This window comes from Streptococcus sp. SG1 (assembly GCF_030439935.1).
GTDB lineage: Bacteria > Bacillota > Bacilli > Lactobacillales > Streptococcaceae > Streptococcus > Streptococcus gordonii.
In genome coordinates, this window is the sequence record NZ_JAQFJC010000005.1 from 25,619 (window position 1) to 43,966 (window position 18,348).

General features: G+C 41.5%; 16 protein-coding genes and 1 pseudogene. 8 read left to right on the plus strand and 9 right to left on the minus strand.

Annotated elements, in window-relative coordinates; genetic code table 11:
- The first annotated feature begins 50 nt into the window (after nt 1-50).
- The 8 genes from pabB (at nt 51) to PCY06_RS05300 (ending at nt 7,967) form a co-directional block, all read left to right on the plus strand.
- Nucleotides 51-1,784: an aminodeoxychorismate synthase component I gene (pabB, locus tag PCY06_RS05265; protein ID WP_061598554.1), complete on the plus strand. Its 1,734-nt coding sequence runs from the start codon at nt 51-53 to the stop codon at nt 1,782-1,784.
- A 220-nt stretch (nt 1,785-2,004) separates the two neighbouring features.
- On the plus strand, nt 2,005-2,913 hold the full coding sequence (locus tag PCY06_RS05270; RefSeq protein ID WP_061596162.1) for an ABC transporter ATP-binding protein: 909 nt from the start codon (nt 2,005-2,007) through the stop codon (nt 2,911-2,913).
- 16 nt (nt 2,914-2,929) lie between these two features.
- Nucleotides 2,930-3,688, plus strand: coding sequence for an ABC transporter permease (locus tag PCY06_RS05275; RefSeq protein ID WP_082307217.1), 759 nt, complete (start codon nt 2,930-2,932; stop codon nt 3,686-3,688).
- A 37-nt stretch (nt 3,689-3,725) separates the two neighbouring features.
- Nucleotides 3,726-4,418 (plus strand): ABC transporter permease, encoded by a 693-nt coding sequence (locus tag PCY06_RS05280; protein ID WP_082307218.1) that lies wholly within the window; start codon nt 3,726-3,728, stop codon nt 4,416-4,418.
- 142 nt (nt 4,419-4,560) lie between these two features.
- Entirely contained in the window at nt 4,561-5,469 is a 909-nt protein-coding gene (locus PCY06_RS05285) for an ATP-binding cassette domain-containing protein (protein WP_082307219.1), read from the plus strand.
- An 11-nt stretch (nt 5,470-5,480) separates the two neighbouring features.
- A complete protein-coding gene (locus tag PCY06_RS05290) occupies nt 5,481-6,176 on the plus strand; it encodes an ABC transporter permease (RefSeq protein WP_082307220.1) in 696 nt (231 codons plus the stop codon).
- Nucleotides 6,177-6,319: 143 nt separating this feature from the next.
- A complete protein-coding gene (locus PCY06_RS05295) occupies nt 6,320-7,252 on the plus strand; it encodes an ABC transporter ATP-binding protein (protein ID WP_082307221.1) in 933 nt (310 codons plus the stop codon).
- Nucleotides 7,245-7,967: a lantibiotic ABC transporter permease gene (locus PCY06_RS05300; RefSeq protein ID WP_082307222.1), complete on the plus strand. Its 723-nt coding sequence runs from the start codon at nt 7,245-7,247 to the stop codon at nt 7,965-7,967. The genes PCY06_RS05295 and PCY06_RS05300 overlap by 8 nt, the downstream gene beginning before the upstream one ends.
- 87 nt (nt 7,968-8,054) lie before the next feature.
- On the opposite strand, the gene PCY06_RS05305 is transcribed toward PCY06_RS05300, so the two are convergent.
- The 9 genes and pseudogenes from PCY06_RS05305 to spxB form a co-directional block, all read right to left on the minus strand.
- Entirely contained in the window at nt 8,055-8,672 is a 618-nt protein-coding gene (locus PCY06_RS05305) for a helix-turn-helix domain-containing protein (protein ID WP_082307223.1), read from the minus strand.
- 121 nt (nt 8,673-8,793) lie between these two features.
- A pseudogene (locus PCY06_RS05310) lies at nt 8,794-9,027 on the minus strand (hypothetical protein); the annotation flags it as partial.
- A 449-nt stretch (nt 9,028-9,476) separates the two neighbouring features.
- Nucleotides 9,477-10,352, minus strand: coding sequence for a sensor histidine kinase KdpD (locus tag PCY06_RS05315; RefSeq protein WP_082307224.1), 876 nt, complete (start codon nt 10,350-10,352; stop codon nt 9,477-9,479).
- Nucleotide 10,353: 1 nt separating this feature from the next.
- Nucleotides 10,354-11,034, minus strand: coding sequence for a response regulator transcription factor (locus PCY06_RS05320; protein WP_082307225.1), 681 nt, complete (start codon nt 11,032-11,034; stop codon nt 10,354-10,356).
- Between the two features lie 382 nt (nt 11,035-11,416).
- Entirely contained in the window at nt 11,417-12,856 is a 1,440-nt protein-coding gene (locus PCY06_RS05325; RefSeq protein WP_082307226.1) for a 6-phospho-beta-glucosidase, read from the minus strand.
- Between the two features lie 205 nt (nt 12,857-13,061).
- On the minus strand, nt 13,062-13,322 hold the full coding sequence (locus PCY06_RS05330) for a SemiSWEET family transporter (RefSeq protein ID WP_082307227.1): 261 nt from the start codon (nt 13,320-13,322) through the stop codon (nt 13,062-13,064).
- A 250-nt stretch (nt 13,323-13,572) separates the two neighbouring features.
- Nucleotides 13,573-15,147, minus strand: coding sequence for an ABC transporter ATP-binding protein (locus PCY06_RS05335; RefSeq protein WP_082307228.1), 1,575 nt, complete (start codon nt 15,145-15,147; stop codon nt 13,573-13,575).
- 541 nt (nt 15,148-15,688) lie between these two features.
- Nucleotides 15,689-16,036: a VOC family protein gene (locus tag PCY06_RS05340; protein ID WP_053794194.1), complete on the minus strand. Its 348-nt coding sequence runs from the start codon at nt 16,034-16,036 to the stop codon at nt 15,689-15,691.
- A gap of 154 nt (nt 16,037-16,190) precedes the next feature.
- Entirely contained in the window at nt 16,191-17,966 is a 1,776-nt protein-coding gene (gene spxB / locus PCY06_RS05345; protein WP_061601591.1) for a pyruvate oxidase, read from the minus strand.
- Nucleotides 17,967-18,348 lie beyond the last annotated feature (382 nt).

Below are 18,348 nucleotides of genomic sequence, written 5' to 3' on the forward strand. Positions count from 1 at the left end.
TACAAGATAAAACCGTTTTCATTCAAATTATCTTGTGATAAAATAACTTTATGCACAAGAAAACGATTATTGATTTTAAGCAGTTGGGCCAACGCCTGATTTTTACAAATCCCATCAAGGAGCTAAAGACTCGCCGCCTGGACCAAGTGGAGGAACTTTTGACAGAGATTGAGGGTTGGCAGGAGAAAGGATACTATGCTGTCGGCTATGTCAGCTATGAAGCAGCTCCAGCTTTTGAGGAAAAGTTCCAAGTTCATTCGGCTCCGCTCCAGAAAGAATACCTCCTCTACTTTACTATCCACGATAAGGCCGAGCTGGCTTCCATTCCCTTGACCTATGAGGAAGTGGAGATGCCAGTAGCTTGGCAGGGGCTGACTTCTGAGCAAGAGTACCAGAAGGCTATCGAGACTATTCATCATCATATCCGCCAGGGCGACACCTATCAGGTCAACTACACGGTCCAGCTGTGCGCAGAGCTCAATCCTGAGGACAGCTTGGCTATTTATAACAGACTGGTCGTTGAGCAAAATGCTGCCTACAATGCCTATGTAGAGCATGACGAGACCGCCATCTTGTCCATAAGCCCTGAGCTCTTTTTCGAGGAGCACCGAGGCCAACTAATCACTCGTCCGATGAAAGGAACTACCAATCGGGGACTGACCTTAGAGCAGGATATAGCGCAGGCTGCATGGCTGGCCCAGGATGCCAAAAACCGAGCAGAAAATATGATGATTGTCGATCTGCTGCGTAATGACATGAACCGCATTTCTCAGACGGGCAGTGAGCGAGTGGAGCGTCTCTGCAGTGTCGAGCAATACTCTACAGTCTGGCAGATGACCTCTACCATCAAAAGCCAGCTGCAGGAGGAAATCGGGCTAGCAGGGCTTTTCAAGGCGCTCTTTCCTTGCGGCTCCATTACAGGCGCGCCTAAGATTTCGACCATGGCTATCATCAAGGCGACAGAAAAAGCAGCCCGCGGGGTCTACTGCGGTACAGTCGGTATCTGTCTACCAGACCAGAGACGGATTCTTAACGTCGCCATCCGCACCATTCAGCTAGAGGGAAGGAAAGCCATCTATGGCGTTGGCGGCGGCATTACTTGGGACAGCACGTGGAAATCTGAATACATCGAAACCCAGCAAAAATCTGCCGTCCTCTATCGAAAAAATCCGCGATTCGATCTAATTTCTACAGGAAAAGTGACAAATGGAAACCTGACCTTGCAAGACAAACACCTGCAAAGACTGGAAGAAGCAGCCAGCTACTTTGCCTATCCTTTTGACCAAAGTAAGCTAGAGCAAGAGCTAGAAGAAAGCTGCGCTCAGCTGGATAAAGGGCAGGATTACAGGCTGCGTATAGCTCTAAAAAAAGACGGTAGCATTGAGCTAGAAACGGCCCCTCTACTGCCACTAACAGAGGCTTTCAGAAAGGCAAAACTGGTCGAGCAGACAGCCAATCTAGCCCATCCCTTTACCTATTTCAAGACCAGTTATCGGCCACATCTGACCTTGGAGCAGCAAGAGCAGATTTACTACAATGCACAAGGCCAGCTGCTGGAAACTTCTATCGGAAATCTACTGCTGGAGCTCGATGGCAAACTCTACACGCCTCCAGCTGAACTGGGACTTCTCAAGGGCATCTACCGCCAGCAGCTACTAGATGAGGGTAAGGCCACTGAGAAAGTTTTAACGCTAGCTGACCTAGCTAAAGCCGATAAAATCTACGCCTGCAACGCAGTTAGAGGACTGTATGAGCTGGAATTGGACAGCAAGCCACCAATATAAAAGTAAGCATTAGAACCTTGTATCACAAAGTCTTCGATGATCAATCAAGGACTTACACAAGCTAGATATAACTGAAAAATTTCTGCTATTTGCAGGAATTTTTTTGCTAAAAAACTTTAGAAATAATTTAGAAATGCTTGAGAATTATTTGAAAGATTGGTACTATACTGGATAGTGAAAAGAGAGCTTCCTCTCCCTATCTATACAAGGAGAACTCATCATGGAAAATATTTTGGTTTTACAGCAAATTAGCAAGAAATTCGGCCAACAATATGCCCTGACCGACGTTAGTCTGACCATCAAAAAAGGTGAAATTTACGGTCTTATCGGGAAAAATGGAGCCGGAAAAACGACCCTCATCAAGATTATCGCTCAGTTACTAGAGGCAGATAGTGGCAGTGTTTCTCTTTTTGGTTCTCAAAATCAAAAAGAATGGACGCAAGGCCTCAAGCGGGTCGGGTCTGTCATCGAAACGCCGGTTGCTCACAATCACTTGACAGCCTACGAAAATCTCAACTACTACTGCAAACTCCGCCATATCCCCCATGCTGACAAGGTTATCCAAGAAACCTTGAAATACGTAAACTTAACAGATACTGGCAAGAAGAAATTCAGAGATTTTTCACTCGGTATGAAGCAACGTTTGGGTATTGCTATCGCCTTGCTATCTAAGCCAGATTTGATGATTCTAGACGAACCGATCAACGGTTTAGACCCAGTCGGTATTAAAGAATTCCGTCAGATGGTCCAACGGCTCAACGAAGAATTGAGGATGACCTTTATCATCTCCAGCCACATCTTATCTGAACTCTATTTAGTGGGAACAAAGTTTGGCATCATCGAACAAGGCAGACTGATTCGAGAAATTTCTAAGTCTGAGTTTGAAGAGCAAAGCGAAGACTATATTGTTCTTAAGACTTCCAAATTAGAAGAAGCCAGCCGGCTTATTCATGACCAGCTCAATTATCGGATCAAGGTGGTCAATGCTTCTGACGAAATTCATATTTTCACTCATTCGCACCAAATCAGCAAGATTGTAGAAGAACTTGTAGGTGCAGGTCTACCTGTGCAAGAAATCTACTATGCACGTCAAAATCTGGAAAATTTCTTTACGGATTTAGTTGAGTAACAAAGGGAGGCTCATTATGAAAGACTTCATTCGTGCCGATTTTTACCGGCTCATGCGCTCAAAAGGCTTTTGGATTACTGAGTTTTTATTATTCTGTGTGATTTCCTCAGCAACCTTCCTTCAAGCAAATATTCATTTTGGAGCAAATATCTCCAGAAATGCGCCTGCTAGTCAATCTCTAGGAAAACTAACCGGCCTTCAAGCTTTGGACTATTTTGCAGGCAATACAGACAGTCTACTCCTTTTCACCATTATTATCATCAGTATGGTCCTTGGAGTGGATCTATCACGAAAGCTCTACAAGAACTGCCTCAGCTACGGCATCTCTAAACTCAGCTATTATTTTTCTAAGTTCTTTGTTTTCGTTAGTATCGCACTTCTACACCTTCTCTTTATTCTGGCTATCTCCTTTGTGACTGCCAGCCTGTCCAACGGAATTGGAAGTGCACCTAGCCACTTTTGGAGTCAGCTGGGAGCTGCTCTTTTCGTTCAATTTCTCAACACCATCGCTTGGATTAGTATCATCTCTTTGGTCCTCTATGCCAGTCACTCTATCGTATCTAGCTTTTTAACCTATTTTATCGGCGGAGCCCTACTATCTATCCCTCTTATCTTTTATCCTGATAATGAATGGCTCCCCTATCTCACTCTACGTTTCAACACTGCTATGGCAGCTGATGGAGGAACAGTCATCAAGGCCATCCTTACGACATCAGCTGTTACCCTCCTCTTTCTCATTGGGGGACTGAAAATTTTTAAAACGAAAAATTTATAAGATGCTAGTAGTATTTTAAACAATAGGAGGAAATTCCATGTTACACACCATTCAGGCGGAACTCTTCCAGCTCATCCGTTCCAAACTTTTTTGGATAACAGAGGGTCTGCTCTTCCTCCTCATCTTCGTTAGCTCTTTTGGAGAAGCTAGCTTTAGCTTATATGTCTCTACACCTTCTGGACAAGATGAAATAGTCCGTCAAGGATGGACAGGATTTCAAGCTCTCAATCAAGTCGCTCACGATTTCCTCCCTTTTGTCATGATTGCAGTTCTTGTCCTCACTACTTCTTTATTGGGGCGAGACCTGACCAAAAAACTCTACAAGAATACATTGGCTAGTGGCCTTTCGCGAAAAGATTTTTATCTATTTAAAACTGCTACCCTTACAACTACTAGTCTTATTCAATTAGCTACCGTATTTGTCACAGCTTTTATCTTGGGAAGTATCTTTCATGGGCCTGGGATCATGCCAAAGGATTTCTTTGAGAATTTTTCACTATCCTTCTTTCGTGCCTTTGTCTTTATCATGGCCTGTAGTTCTGCCTTTGCCTGCTTACTCTACCTGACCTACTCCACTCTAGCCAGCTATCTAATTTTTTTCGTCCTGATAATGCTTCAGGCTAGCCTCCACGCTCTTTTCCCTCAACTAAATTCTGATTTCTTCACATTCTTGATCCTTGCCGGATCCCTTTGGGGTGGCTATCAGGCCTTCCAACACCGAGACTTATAAATTTACAGAGTTAGTTCCTGACTAGCTCTTTTTGTTTTTCTTTGTATTTCATATTTCTTTAGAAATACTTTAAAAAGACTTGAGAAATATTTGAAATTTGGTTTGTATACTATAGTTAAACCTAAGAAAGCGAGAATATACCATGCAAACTGTTTTAGAAGTAAAGCAAGTTACCAAACAATATGGCCAACAATATGCGCTTGATCATGTCAGTCTTTCGATCCAGAAAGGTGACATCTATGGACTGATAGGCAAGAACGGAGCTGACAAAACCACTCTTCTCAAGACCATTAGCCGGCTCATTCATGCCAACAGTGGAACCGTGTCTGTCTTTGGCTCGCAGAACTCTAAGGAATGGAACGAAGCCCTGCGTAAGATAGGAACTGTCATCGAGACACCAGTCGCTTACAATCAGATGACTGCTTATCAAAACCTCAACTACTACTGTAAGGTCCACCAGATTGCCCAGCCTGACCAGCTCATCAAGGAAACCTTGGCCTATGTCGGATTGAGCAATACTGGTAAAAAGAAATTCCGCAACTTTTCGCTAGGAATGAAGCAGCGCTTGGGAATCGCTATTGCCCTTATAAACAAACCTGAACTCATGATTTTAGATGAGCCCATCAACGGCCTAGATCCGCTTGGCATCAAGGAATTTCGACTGATGATTCAGCGACTCAACCAAGAATTGGGAATCACTTTTATCATTTCCAGCCACATCTTGTCTGAGCTTTATCTGGTAGCCACCAAGTTTGGCGTGATTGACCAAGGACGACTCGTCGCAGAATTCACCAAAGACGATTTTGACCGAGCCAGCGAAGATTATATCGTCCTCAAAACCAGCGATAGAGATCAGGCTGCCAATCTCATCCAAGGTAAGCTCCACTATCAGCTCAAGGATGCTGATAAATCTGACGAACTGCACATTGTCGCCCAAGAACAGGAACTAAATGACATCAACAGGGAGTTGGTCTTATCCAACATTCATGTCAATGCTATCTATGCAGCTCACAAAGATTTAGAAAAATACTTTACAGATTTAGTCCAGTAAGGAGAAAAAACATGTTACATACTTTTCAAGCAGATTTTTACCGTTTCTTTCGTTCCAAGGCTGTTTGGATTACCGAATTCATTTTTCTACTGACGACCTTGAGCGCAGTCTTTAGCAAATTAAATGCCGTCCAGCTGATACAAGCTGCCTCCAGCGCAATCGGTAATAATACTTTTATCATCATTATCCTCTCTATGGTCGTTATTGGGACAGATCTGAACAAGCAACTTTACAAGAACACATTGACCAGCGGCGTTTCCCGTACCAGTTTCTTCGTCTCTAAAGCCCTAGTCATGGTCTGCGTAACCTTCCTGCAGTTGGCTCTCTTTTATAGCATCAACTTTATCCTAGCAACCATTCTAAACGGTATTGGTGATTTATCCGCCACCTTCTTACTTCAATTTATTCTTCTATTCTTTGTGCAGTGCCTGACTGTCACGGCTTGGACAGCCATTATTTCCTTTATTCTTTATCTGAGTAAATCTATGATTGCTGCTCTGGGAGGTTACCTTTTCTGCGCATCTTTAACTGGATCTCTTGCGCAATTATACCCCAAATCTTTATGGCTGCAGCATTTCACCATGAGCTTTGACTTTGATACGCTTCAAAGCAACGGTGTAACCTTGAGAACTATTCTCATCGCCTTGGTCTTAGGAACCGTCTTCACCGTAGCAAGTATCTATACTTTCCACAAAAAAGATTTATAGTAAAAAGGAGCTGGTACTTAACTGGCTCCTATTAATTTTTTCATTTCACATTTCTTTAGAAATACTTTAAAAAGACTTGAGAAATATTTGATAATTAGTTTGTATACTAAAACTATAAACAAAGGAATTAAAGGAGAAACAGCCTGCAAAATGTTTTAGAAGTGAAAGGGCTCACTAAAAAATACGGTGATCAATATGCTCTGAAAGATGTCAGTCTTTCCATCAAGAAAGGAGAAATCTACGGTCTCATTGGTAAAAACGGCGCTGGTAAGACCACGCTGATCAAAATTATCACTCAAGTCATCTATCCTAGCGGAGGAACCGTGTCTGTCCTGGGCTCTCAGAGCCAACAAGAATGGACCAAAGCCCTCAGCCATACTGGATCTGTCATCGAGACCCCTGTAGCTCATGCCCACATGTCGGCCTATGAAAATCTGCGCTACTACTGTACCGACCGGGGTATTCCAAATGCTGACAAAGTCATCAAAGAAACCCTACAATATGTCGGCCTGACCGATACTGGAAAGAAAAAATTCCGCAATTTCTCTCTGGGGATGAGACAGCGGTTGGGCATTGCCATTGCCATTTTGGGGCGTCCCGACTTGCTCATCCTGGACGAGCCCATCAATGGTTTAGATCCAGTTGGGATTCAGGAATTTAGAGAAATGGTCAAGCGCCTCAATCAAGAACTGGGCATCACTATCATCATTTCCAGCCATATCCTGTCCGAGCTCTATCTAGTAGCAACTCGTTTTGGATTTATCAATCAAGGGCGTTTCATCAAAGAGCTGCCTAAGGAAGAATTTGACCGAGAAAGCGGCGACTATATCATCCTCAAAACGGATAATATCAAGCAAGCTGCTCATTTAGTGCAAGACAAGCTCGGCTACCAAATCAAGCCAACCAACAAGGAAGATGAGCTGCATATTTCCGGCCAAGTACATGAAATTCGCAAGATTGCCAAGGAACTAGTCCTAGCCGACATCCCAATCGGGGAAATCTACTACGCCCACAAAGACTTAGAAAAATACTTTACAGACTTAATCAACCAAGAAGGAGGAAACACTCATGTTTAATAGTATCAAGGCGGATTACTACCGTATCTTCCGCTCCGTAGGATTCTGGGGAGTGCAGGCTTTCTGCATCTTTGGAATTCTCCTCGCCATTTTCACTTCCCAAGCCGTCAGTTCCGACAACGGTATCTTTTTTGCCATATATGCCGTCACCTACAACATCGGCATGCTCTTTATTGCCTGCAATGTCATGACTAGCTTGCTTCTCGGTGTTGATCTCAATGACAAACTTTATCACAATAACCTGACTACAGGCAAGACTCGGACCCAGTATTACTTCTCTAAAGCACTGGTTATCGGAAGCTTGCTTCCTCTACAATTCATACTGCTCTATACTTTTGGTATTGTCATCGAATTTGTCCGAACCGGCGGTAATATGGGAACCCTGCCAGCTAATTTCTGGGGACAATTCGCAATACTCTTTGTCATGCAGGTCATCTGTACCTATGCTTGGTACTGCATTACCAGCTTTGTCCTCTACTTGACTCGAAACTATAGTGTCGTCTTTATCACCTATATCATGACCTATATCTTACTCGGTCTCCCTAGTCAAATGTTCGATGCCAATAATGAATGGTTCAAGGCTATCAAGATGGAGTTCTTCTACGAAGACGCTTCAATACCAGGTGTCATCACCAAAACAGCTATCTTTGCTCTCAGTCTGATCACGGTCTTTACCATCGCAGGACTGGTTACACTCAAGAAGAGAGACTTGTAAAATAAAAACTCAGCTAATCACTAAATTAGCTGAGTTTTTTGAGCGGATTTCACCCCTTCTGGTCTAGCCCGCTTTATCGGCTTTCTTTCACTGCTTCCAATCTTGCTTTTTCAAGAACAGACTGATGCAGACTCCTAGGATAAGGTAGAAAGTGACAAAGGCAAGGCTAGCTGCTAGACTAGTCGGATATGGAAAGATCTTGCCCATAGGAAAAAGAACATTAGATAGAAATCCTAGGGGAACAAAGAGTAAGAATAAAATCAAGGCTAGCTTAACCTGAAAAGAAGATCTTACCTCGGATAGATTGCGGCCTATTCCCCACACTAGTAGCCCTACTCCCTGGACGATCAGCACCGGTGTTAGCAAGACACTAACCTTGAGAAAATCAGCTAGGATAATGGAGAGGATGATGCCCAGACCGACCAAGCCAAGAGAGAGTTGATAGCAAATATTGCTGGCTATTCTCCTGTGCTCGATTGACTGATCTTCATCTTTCTGGACTACAGGCTCAATTCCCTTGAGCAGATAGTCTGTGGTCACCTCAAAATAGTCACTCATGGAAATGATCTTATCCAAATCAGGCATACTCTGCTCACTCTCCCACTTGGAAACGGCCTGTCTGGACACACCGATTTGGTCGGCTAGCCCCTCCTGCGAAATGCCCCGCGCTTTTCGCAGGTACTGGATTCTGTCTGATAGATTCATGGATTGTTTTACCTACTCTTTCTTATTTTTTATACTTTCTTTCATTGACACTCATTATAGCACAAGGCGAAGAGACTGCAAAGTCTGCCTGTCACCTCATCATACAATGCTAGGTTTATTCTTTTTCTTTGTTCATATAGCCAAAGTAATCTTGGTAAATGGTACCGTCCTTGTCGAAGACTGCTGTCGCCATGCCAGCCGATGTCTTTTCATGTTCCTTAACATAGTCTTAGATTTTCTGTCCGATTTGGCTATAGGATGTCCCAGAGGGAAGTCGAGCCTCATCAGCAGTAGCTGATAAAGCAGTTAAAAACAAAAATAAGATTAGCATAATGAATAAAGGAACTTTCTTCATGCTTTTTCCTCCTTTAAATTAAACTCAAGTTTTTAATCAAAATCCTCAATGACAGCGATTCGTTCATTCCGAAATCAAAAACTTGGCTTCTGCTTTCAGATTAACAAAAAAGCCAGTTGCCTTTCTAGCGACTGGACTTGGAATAAAGAAAAAATCTAGTTGCTTTTTGAGTGATTGAACTTGGAATCATTGTCAACTGTCAGTTGCAAGTCAGTTATATCAAGGGTTTAGAGCATGTGGCTGATTTTTCACTTTGACAGGCAAAATGGCCTCTCTAAGATAATTGACTTCTCAAACCACAAAACAAAAAGACATTTTTATCATGCCTTTCTTTGATTTAATCTAAAAATAAACCTCAGCCAATTCAAAAATTAGCTGAGGTTTATGAGCGGATTTTAAGGCTAACTGATAGAGCTGAGCCTTCCTTATTTTGCTTTTTCAAGTCTTTTTTACAAGGTCACAACCAGTTCAAACCAGTCGTCCTCGGCTTTCATGGTCAAGTCCCCGCCTAGGATTTCGACTAACTGCTGGGTGATATAAAGCCCCAGACCAGATGACTCTTCACTACTAGAGAGATTTTCCGAATAGAAACGGTTGGTTAATTTATCCAAGTGTAAGATTGGTTGTTGGACGATATTTTTGACGATAAAGATACAGTGCTCCCCGTCTTGTTTCAGAGAAATACTGGCAGCCTTTTGACCATGTTTAAGGACATTGCTTATCATATTTTGGACAATGCGCTCCAAAATATCAGGATCCGTTGTCAAGGTCAAACCTTCAGTCAAATCAAGATCCAAGTCAATCTGAGCTTTTTGAAAGGCATCGTAATAAGCAAAAAGTTGCTGAGTCACCAGCTGAGAAAGATCCGTCTTAACAAAGGTTGGGCGAATAGCTCCCTCCATCAGTCTGCGATACTCCATTAAGGCCTCTAGTCGTTTGGACACCATTCCCAGACTATCCGCAATCTTGACTAGTTGCTGACTCTCTTGGTTATCTTCTTTTAATAGTTGCTGGGTATAGCCACTAGCAATGGTCAAAGGCGTCCGGATATCGTGAGCAATATTACTGATAGCCATGTCCAGAGTCTTCTTTTCTTGCTGTACCACAAAGGTCGTCTTATCCAGCTCCTGAAAGATCTCCTCAACCTCTTCAGTTAGCTCTAAAATACTTGCTACATGGACCGATGGAGCTAGCCTACTAGAACTAGCCTGTTGACGCTTTTGCCGGATTTGCTGAGCTACATCCTTAACTGCTATATGATAACGCACCAAAACGAGGACTAGAAGCAGACAGATAATAGCTAATAAAAATGCAAGAACTCCCATTTCAATCCTCCTTGAGTCTTACACCTAAGCCCCAAACTGTTTCAACATACTCTTCGGATGGATCTAGCTGAGCCAGCTTTTTACGTAGGTTGCTAAGATGAGTATTGAGGGTATTGTCCCCAGGAAGATAGGCTTCTTCCCATACAGATTCAAACAAAGCTTCTTTAGTAAAGATTTTTTTAGGATGGCGGAGCAAGAGTTGAAAAATTTGAAATTCTTTCTTACTCAAACGAACTTCTCGCTCTCCAAACACGGCCTGAAAAGTTGCTGGCAATAATTGAATATTCTTAAAACAAAGGCTTTCTTCCTCGGCTGATGCGGCATGTTGACTACGCAATTGGACTGTCACACGGGCAAAGACCTCATCCAGATTAAAGGGTTTGACAATATAGTCATTGGCACCATTTAAAAGGTACTCGCTGACCAGCGACTTCTCTCCCAAAGCCGTCAGCATCAGAATAGGCACTTGGCTGTTAGTCCTGCGAATTTCCTTCAATACTTGGTCACCATTCTTACCAGGCAACATGATATCCAGCAAGACCAGGTCAGGCTTTTCTCGCTCAAAAACAGCCAGCCCTTCTGTTCCCGAATAGGCTGAGTAAACTTCATGTTCTTTCTCAAACAGACTTGTCAGAATCGCATGAATATCATTATTGTCTTCAATCACCAGAATCCTAGCCACAGTCCTTCTCCTTCGCTACATTTTTACTATTAGTGTAGCAAGGAAAAAGACGTAAGTCAATGAAATGTCGTCTTCGTACAAAACTTTAGAAATATTTTAGAATTTCTTGAAGAATATTTGAAACCTGTTCCTTACAATGAAAGAAAGCAATATTTCTGGATCGCGTGTAGAAAGGAAGCAAAGAATGATTAGAGTATTTTGTAGAGTTATCTTTAGAAGTATAAGATTCGCTATTGAAGATTTATAAAAGAAAATTTATTTACACTATTTCTTTTTAGGGTCATAATACTTAGATTCTCCCAGTTCTCATCCTATTCAGTCTAAGATCGGAATGGGGACAAATCAAAAACAAGGCTGAGACATTCATATCTCAGCCTTTTTCCTATTTTACAGATGCTCCGTTAGTCGCGATGACTTCCTTGTACCAGTCAAAGGATTTCTTCTTAGAACGTTTGAGCGTTCCCTTGCCTTCATTGTCCCGGTCCACATAGATAAAGCCGTAGCGCTTCTTCATCTCGCCAGTTCCGGCTGATACTAGGTCGATACAGCCCCAGGTCGTGTAACCCCACAGAACTACCCCATCTTCATTGATGGCTTCCCGCATAGCCTTGACATGGGCCGCCAAGTAGTCAATCCGGTAATCATCAGCCACATAGCCATTTTCATCTGGAGTATCCACTGCACCCAGACCATTTTCCACGATAAACATAGGCTTTTGATAGCGATCCCAGATGGTATTAAGCGTAATACGCAAGCCCAGAGGATCGATCTGCCAGCCCCACTCCGAGCTTTCCAAATAAGGGTTCTTGAGAGAAGCAAAGATATTGCCCTCGGTCAGCTCATTGACCTTAGGATCGCCCGAAGCTACCCGACTCGCATAGTAAGAGAAGGAAATGAAGTCCACCGTATGCTCCTTGAGCAGCTGCAGGTCTTCTTCAGTCATTTCGACAGTGATGCCCTCGCGCTCCCAAGCTTTCTTGGCATAGTTAGGATATTCACCACGCGCCTGCACATCAATGAAGAAATAGTTTTTCCTGTCTTCCTCCATACTAGCCCATACATCGCGTGGATGACAGGTATTAGGATAATTTTGACCCGCAGCCAGCATACAGCCGACCTTATTTTCTGGATCAATCTCATGAGCCAGCTTGGTGGCAATAGCTGACGCGACCAGTTCATGATGGGCCGCTTGATACTTGACCTGCTCCTCATTTTCGCCTTCTTCAAAGCAGAGCCCCGCCCCCATAAATGGTGCATGGAGAATCATGTTAATCTCGTTGAAGGTCAACCAGTACTTGACCAAGCCCTTGTAGCGGGTAAAGAGAGTACGGCAGAGACGCTCGTAAAATTCTAGCATGAGACGATTCCGCCAACCACCATATTGCTCAATCAAGTGCATGGGACAGTCAAAGTGAGTAATGGTCACCAAGGGCTCAATGCCGTACTTACGACATTCCTTAAAGAGGTCTTCGTAAAATTTCAGACCCGCTTCATTAGGCTCCAGCTCATCCCCCTTAGGAAAAATCCGACTCCAAGCAATGGACAGCCGATAGGTTTTAAAGCCCATCTTACCAAAGAGGGCAATGTCCTCCTTGAAGCGATGGTACATGTCAATAGCTTCCTTGGCTGGGTAGAAATAGCCATCCTCAAAGTCAAACATCTTTTTCTTACCCGTTATGATAGCCATACGGTCCTCACCAATCGGCACCACATCTACATTAGCCAGCCCGCGACCATCTGCATCATAAGCACCTTCGCACTGGTTGGCAGCTGTCGCTCCGCCCCACAAGAAACCATCAGGAAAAGTCAGTTTTTCAGTCATATTTCTACTCGCTTTCTAATTGCTTGTTTATTTACTCATATTATAGCTCATTCTGTAAACCTTTTCTTATAAAATAATGCGATATAATGATACTATTCTACTATTTAAGTTAATCAGATCGTTTTAAAAAAATTATCCCCTCAAAAAAAGAAAACAGTCCCTTAAACAAAAAAAGAAGACTGAAAACCAGTCTCCTCCGTTCCTTTTAAATCAAAGCTGTGATAGCCGTTACGAGGCCAAAAACAATACCAGGTGCATTGGCTGCTGCAAGTGGTATATCTCTGTCCTTTTTGAAAAGTCCATAGTAGACCCAGAGACTGCAGTTGATCGCTGCAACCAAAGGCTGGATGAAATTCCCCTTTTGACCAGCCAAGTTGTTCATGATTTGTGGGAAGTAAGACACATACATCATAACAGACATAAAGGTCGCTACCCAACCTAAAATTTTCATTTGTTTTTCAGACATTTTTATAGCCTCTTTCATTTTTGCTGAATCTTATTTTATAATCTTCTTTCAAAACAATCAAGTCTTTAAAACTTTTGTTATAAAGATGTAAACTATCACAATCTTGTGATAAGAAATAAGAGTGAAGTTAGGAAAAATAGTTATAAGCAGAAAAACACATATTTTTATGTGCTGAAAAATCTTGATACTGGGTCTTTTATTGCTGAAATAGTTACTTCATTTTATGATAAAACTGACTTTTTGGCCAGAATCAATATTTTCCTAAATCTACAACTTGTTGATATCTACTTTCATCATCAATATGATGGGCAATTTCTAACATCATAACAGGAAGAGAAAATAGTAGTTCATGTACCATGAGTGCGTTTTCTTTATCTAGGGTTGCTGTCACTTCATCAGCTAATAACAGATTTTTTCTACGAAGAAGAAAGCGTGCCAATTCAATCCGCACCCTTTGTCCCCCAGAAATATTCTCCCCGTTATTCTTGATAATAAAATCCAGCCCACCTGTCAATTCAAAATCTAGTTTGACTTGTTTCAAAACAGCAAGCAATTCTTCCTCAGAAAATTCTTGTCCTAAGGTCAAATTGTAACGCACTGTATCGTTAAAGAGAAATGGGTGTTGGTTAATAATTCCTATACTGGATACAAAACTTGATGTAGATTCATTAACAGTTGTCACGCCGATAATTTCTCCCTCATCTGCTATTTCTTCTCCAGTAATGAGTCGGAACAAGGTTGACTTACCACAACCACTCGGTCCTTTGATTAAAACTTTCTGACCTGCTTGAACATCCAAGTTTAGATGAGTAAAAAGCTGTCTGTCACCATAGGATTTACTTAAATTTTTAATGTGCAGGGCATGCAATTCTTGCGCATCTTTTTTATCTATCTGTTTTACATCTCCAATTTCTAATATTCCAAAAATCTTATCTGCTGTCGTTTTTGCCCCTTGTATATCTACAGCATCATACATAATAGTCTGAATGGGGCTCACTAACTGACCTGCTGCGATGTACATGGCAACAAGACTTGCCACTGACACTTTCTGCCCAGCCATAGCAAAGTAAAAACCTAAAACAAGTGGTAAAACTTGGCTCAAAAAGACCATGAATCCGTTGCAAAAGAAAATAATATTATGGGTAAAGCAAAACTTTTGAATTGCTCGTTGATATTTTAGATTAATCTTCCAAAATCTGTTCTGATTTTCAGAAATTGCTTGGTTCATGAGTAGAGTATGTGATCCTCGGATACTATCAGATACTTGATTATGAACTTCTACTCTGCCTTGCGCCATGTCATCACCAGTATGTTTGAGTCTTTTATTCATCAAGAACTGAGGAATAGGACGTAGAATAGTGAAAAAGACAAAAATGCTACCTAGCAACAAACTTTGCGAAATAATATAAATCGCTGTTAGTAATGCAACAAAGCTCCAGCAAATGATATTGACGTATTTTTCTAAGTAATTATCCCCCAAATACTCCATATCTTGTGTGAGCATGGTGATTTTTTCATCTTCGCTAAAATCTTTATTTGTCATCAGCTTGTCAAATAAATCTGCCCTCATATTCATTTGAATTTCACGACGAAAAACATTATGTGTATGATTACAAAAGAGCATTAAGCTATACAGGACAAAGTATACTGTAAAGCCAAAAACAGCAAACTGTATAATTTTAGAATAAGTCAATTCTCCTTGATTTAAGGACAAGGCTTGTGATACGACTAAGGGTTGAGCAAGAGCCAAACCTCCATTTGCCAGTGCACCAATGATAGTATAAAACTTCGTTTTCTTGTCCAGATAGTGAAATATTTTATTCATAATGCCCTCCTAGAAAAAGAGAGAGGCTAGCACTCCTCTCCATTTCTATTATATAAACTTAACAAATATTACAATCTCATTATTCCTATCTTCTATCTGTTTTAAATATTTGTTTACCTCATTTTCTTCAAGTAAATATTTATTCTCTTCCAAATAGGCAATATATTCACTTTCCGTTGTTTTATTTTCTTGTATATTCTTCTTCAATTCATTCGTAATCAAAAATGAATGATTATTTTTGGTATTAAAATATACACTACCATCTTCAGTATCATACCTTAAGACATATCGTGATAACTTTCATATTACCACCTCTTTATCTTTGCTTTATTTTAAATACATTATACAACTATTAAAATAATAACTCAAGAAAAATCAGAATATTAGAAAAGTTCTACATTTTAATAATTTTCAATCGAGTACAAACTAATTTCAAATTCCCTTATCTACCACTATACATGCCGTACTATCACTTTTCTGTTCGTAGAGACACAATCTCTCTATTCCTTCCTCTAAGGTTAACTTCAAATGACTACGCGTCCTATTTCATACGATAAAAATCAATCACTAGACCAGCAGGGCCTTTAACTAGCAGGGATTCTGTTCCCCAATCAGTTATAGCTGGACCGTGTAAAATCTCGGCACCAAACTCTTTCAACCGTTTGCAGTTCTGGTCTACATCCTCAACCTCGATGTGGAGAATGATCCCTGACTGAAAATTTTCCAAAGGAACCAAATGATTTTGGGACAACATGAGACAGTGACTGCCAACCGTGAACTGAGCAAAACTGTCGTCAACATAGTCTGCCTTTTTATCCAAAATACGCTCCAAGTCAGCACAGACTTGAGGAACATTTGACACGATGATATCTAATTGATTTAAATTCATTTACTCTCCTCCATAAAAAGACCGGATTGCTCCGATCTTTTCAAGTTCCGCTCTATGAAAATCAAAGAATAAACAAGGCATCGAACCGCAGGCAGTACTGAAGTACGGCAAGGTGAAGATAACACAGTTTACATTTGATTTTCGACGAGAGGAATTATTTAATTGCCCGTGATTGCAATCCTTCTTCTTCCAAGAAGAGGCGGAATGGTACGAGTTCTTCTGCTTCGTATTTTTCCTTGAAGGCTTTGATTGCTTCTTCTGAGTGAAGTTTTGGATCGAGTTCAAGTACTTCTACTGGAAGTGGACGATGTTGAGAGATACGAGCATCGATGACAACAGTTTTACCTTCTTTGTTGAGTTTTACAGCTTCTGCAACAACTGCGTCGATGTCTTCGATACGATCAACTGTAAATCCAACAGCTCCTTGAGCTTCAGCGATTTTCGCATAGTCAGCATTAGGGAAGTCACAACCAAACAAGTGTTTGTTTGTGTCTTCGTATTTGTCCTTGATGAAGGCATATTTACCATTTGAGAAGACAAGGTTGATAACTGGAAGGTCGTATTGAACATTTGTGATCACGTCTGGGTAGCACATGTTGAATGCACCGTCACCCATGATGTTCCATACTTGGCGATCTGGATTGTCTTTCTTAGCAGCTATACCACCAGGAAGGGCAATACCCATTGTCGCAAAGAGTGGAGATGTACGCCACATGTTCTTAGGTGTCATGTGAAGGTGACGAGTAGATGTTTGAGTAGTGTCACCTACGTCGATTGAGTAGATAGCGTCTTGATCAGCATGTTTGTTGATTGCATTGTAAACTTGGTACAATTGCAATTCACCCTCAGTTTTACCTTCGAGTTTGTTCATGTAATCACGCCAGTTTTGGTTGTTCTTCACGTTTGCACGCCACCATGGAGTAGATTCTACTGGGTTTACTTTGTCAAGGATTGCTTTCGCTGCTTGACCTGCATCACCAAGGATTGAAGCGTCAAGGGCATGACGTTTACCAAGTTTGTATGGATCGATATCGACTTGAATGAATTTTTCAGTGTTCTTGAAGGCTTCGTAAACTTCAGCAAATGGGAAGTTTGAACCAAGGAAAAGAACTGTGTCTGCTTCAAAGACCACTTCGTTGGCTGGTTTCCAACCAACACGGTAAGCAGAACCTGTCAAACCTTCGTAGTTCCATTCAAAAGCTTCAAAGTTTTTACCAGTTGTGATGATTGGTGCTTTGATTTTACGTGACAATTCAGTAATCACTTCACCAGCTTTGACACCACCGTAACCAGCATAGATCACTGGACGTTCAGCATTGTTCAAGATTTCAACTGCTTTGTTGATTTCAACTTCGTTCAAGGCAGGAGCGATGAATGAGCGTTCGTATGAACCTGAACCGTAGTATGAGTTTTCGTCGATTTCTTGGAAACCAAAGTTTACTGGAATTTCAACAACAGCTGGACCTTTTTTAGAAACTGCAGCACGGCAAGCTTCGTCGATTACTTTTGGCAATTGCTCAGCGTAAGCGACACGTTTGTTGTAAACAGCGATACCGTTGTACATTGGGTTTTGGTTCAATTCTTGGAAGGCATCCATGTTGAGTTCGTTAACTGGACGTGATCCAAGGATAGCAAGGAATGGAGTGTTATCCATAGCTGCATCATAAACACCATTAATCAAGTGAGTCGCACCTGGACCACCTGAACCAACTGCAACCCCGATTGAGCCGCCGAATTTAGCTTGCATGACCGCAGCAAGAGCACCTGTTTCTTCGTGGCGAACTTGCAAGAAGCGGATATCTTTGTCTTCAGCCAAAGCATCCATGAGTGAGCTGAGTGTTCCTGATGGGATACCGTAGATGGTATCTACGCCCCATGTTTTCAATACGTTGAGCATTGCTGCAGATGCAGTAATTTTCCCTTGAGTCATAAGAATAACTCTCCTTCAATAAATTAAATTTTCAGTTATTGAAAACATTTTCACTTGTGAATGAAAACGCTTCAAGCAACTTTACTATATCAATTTACCATGTTTTTTCTCACTTGTATAAGAATATGCTCAGAGATGCTCAATCCCTATTACATAACAGATGCTCTTTTTTGAGAAAATTTCACAAACTATAGTAGAATAGGATATTTTATTATAATTTGCATGCACCTCTAAGACTTGTAGCTGTAGGAAATCGAACAAAAAGAGGCTGGGACAAAAGTCCTAGCCTCTTAATTGTTTTTGGATTGTCGAGCAAGACGCAGTGGTTGAGTGGGCTCTACTACATTGATTTCATTAGCTTTTACAGCCCTACTCAAATGTG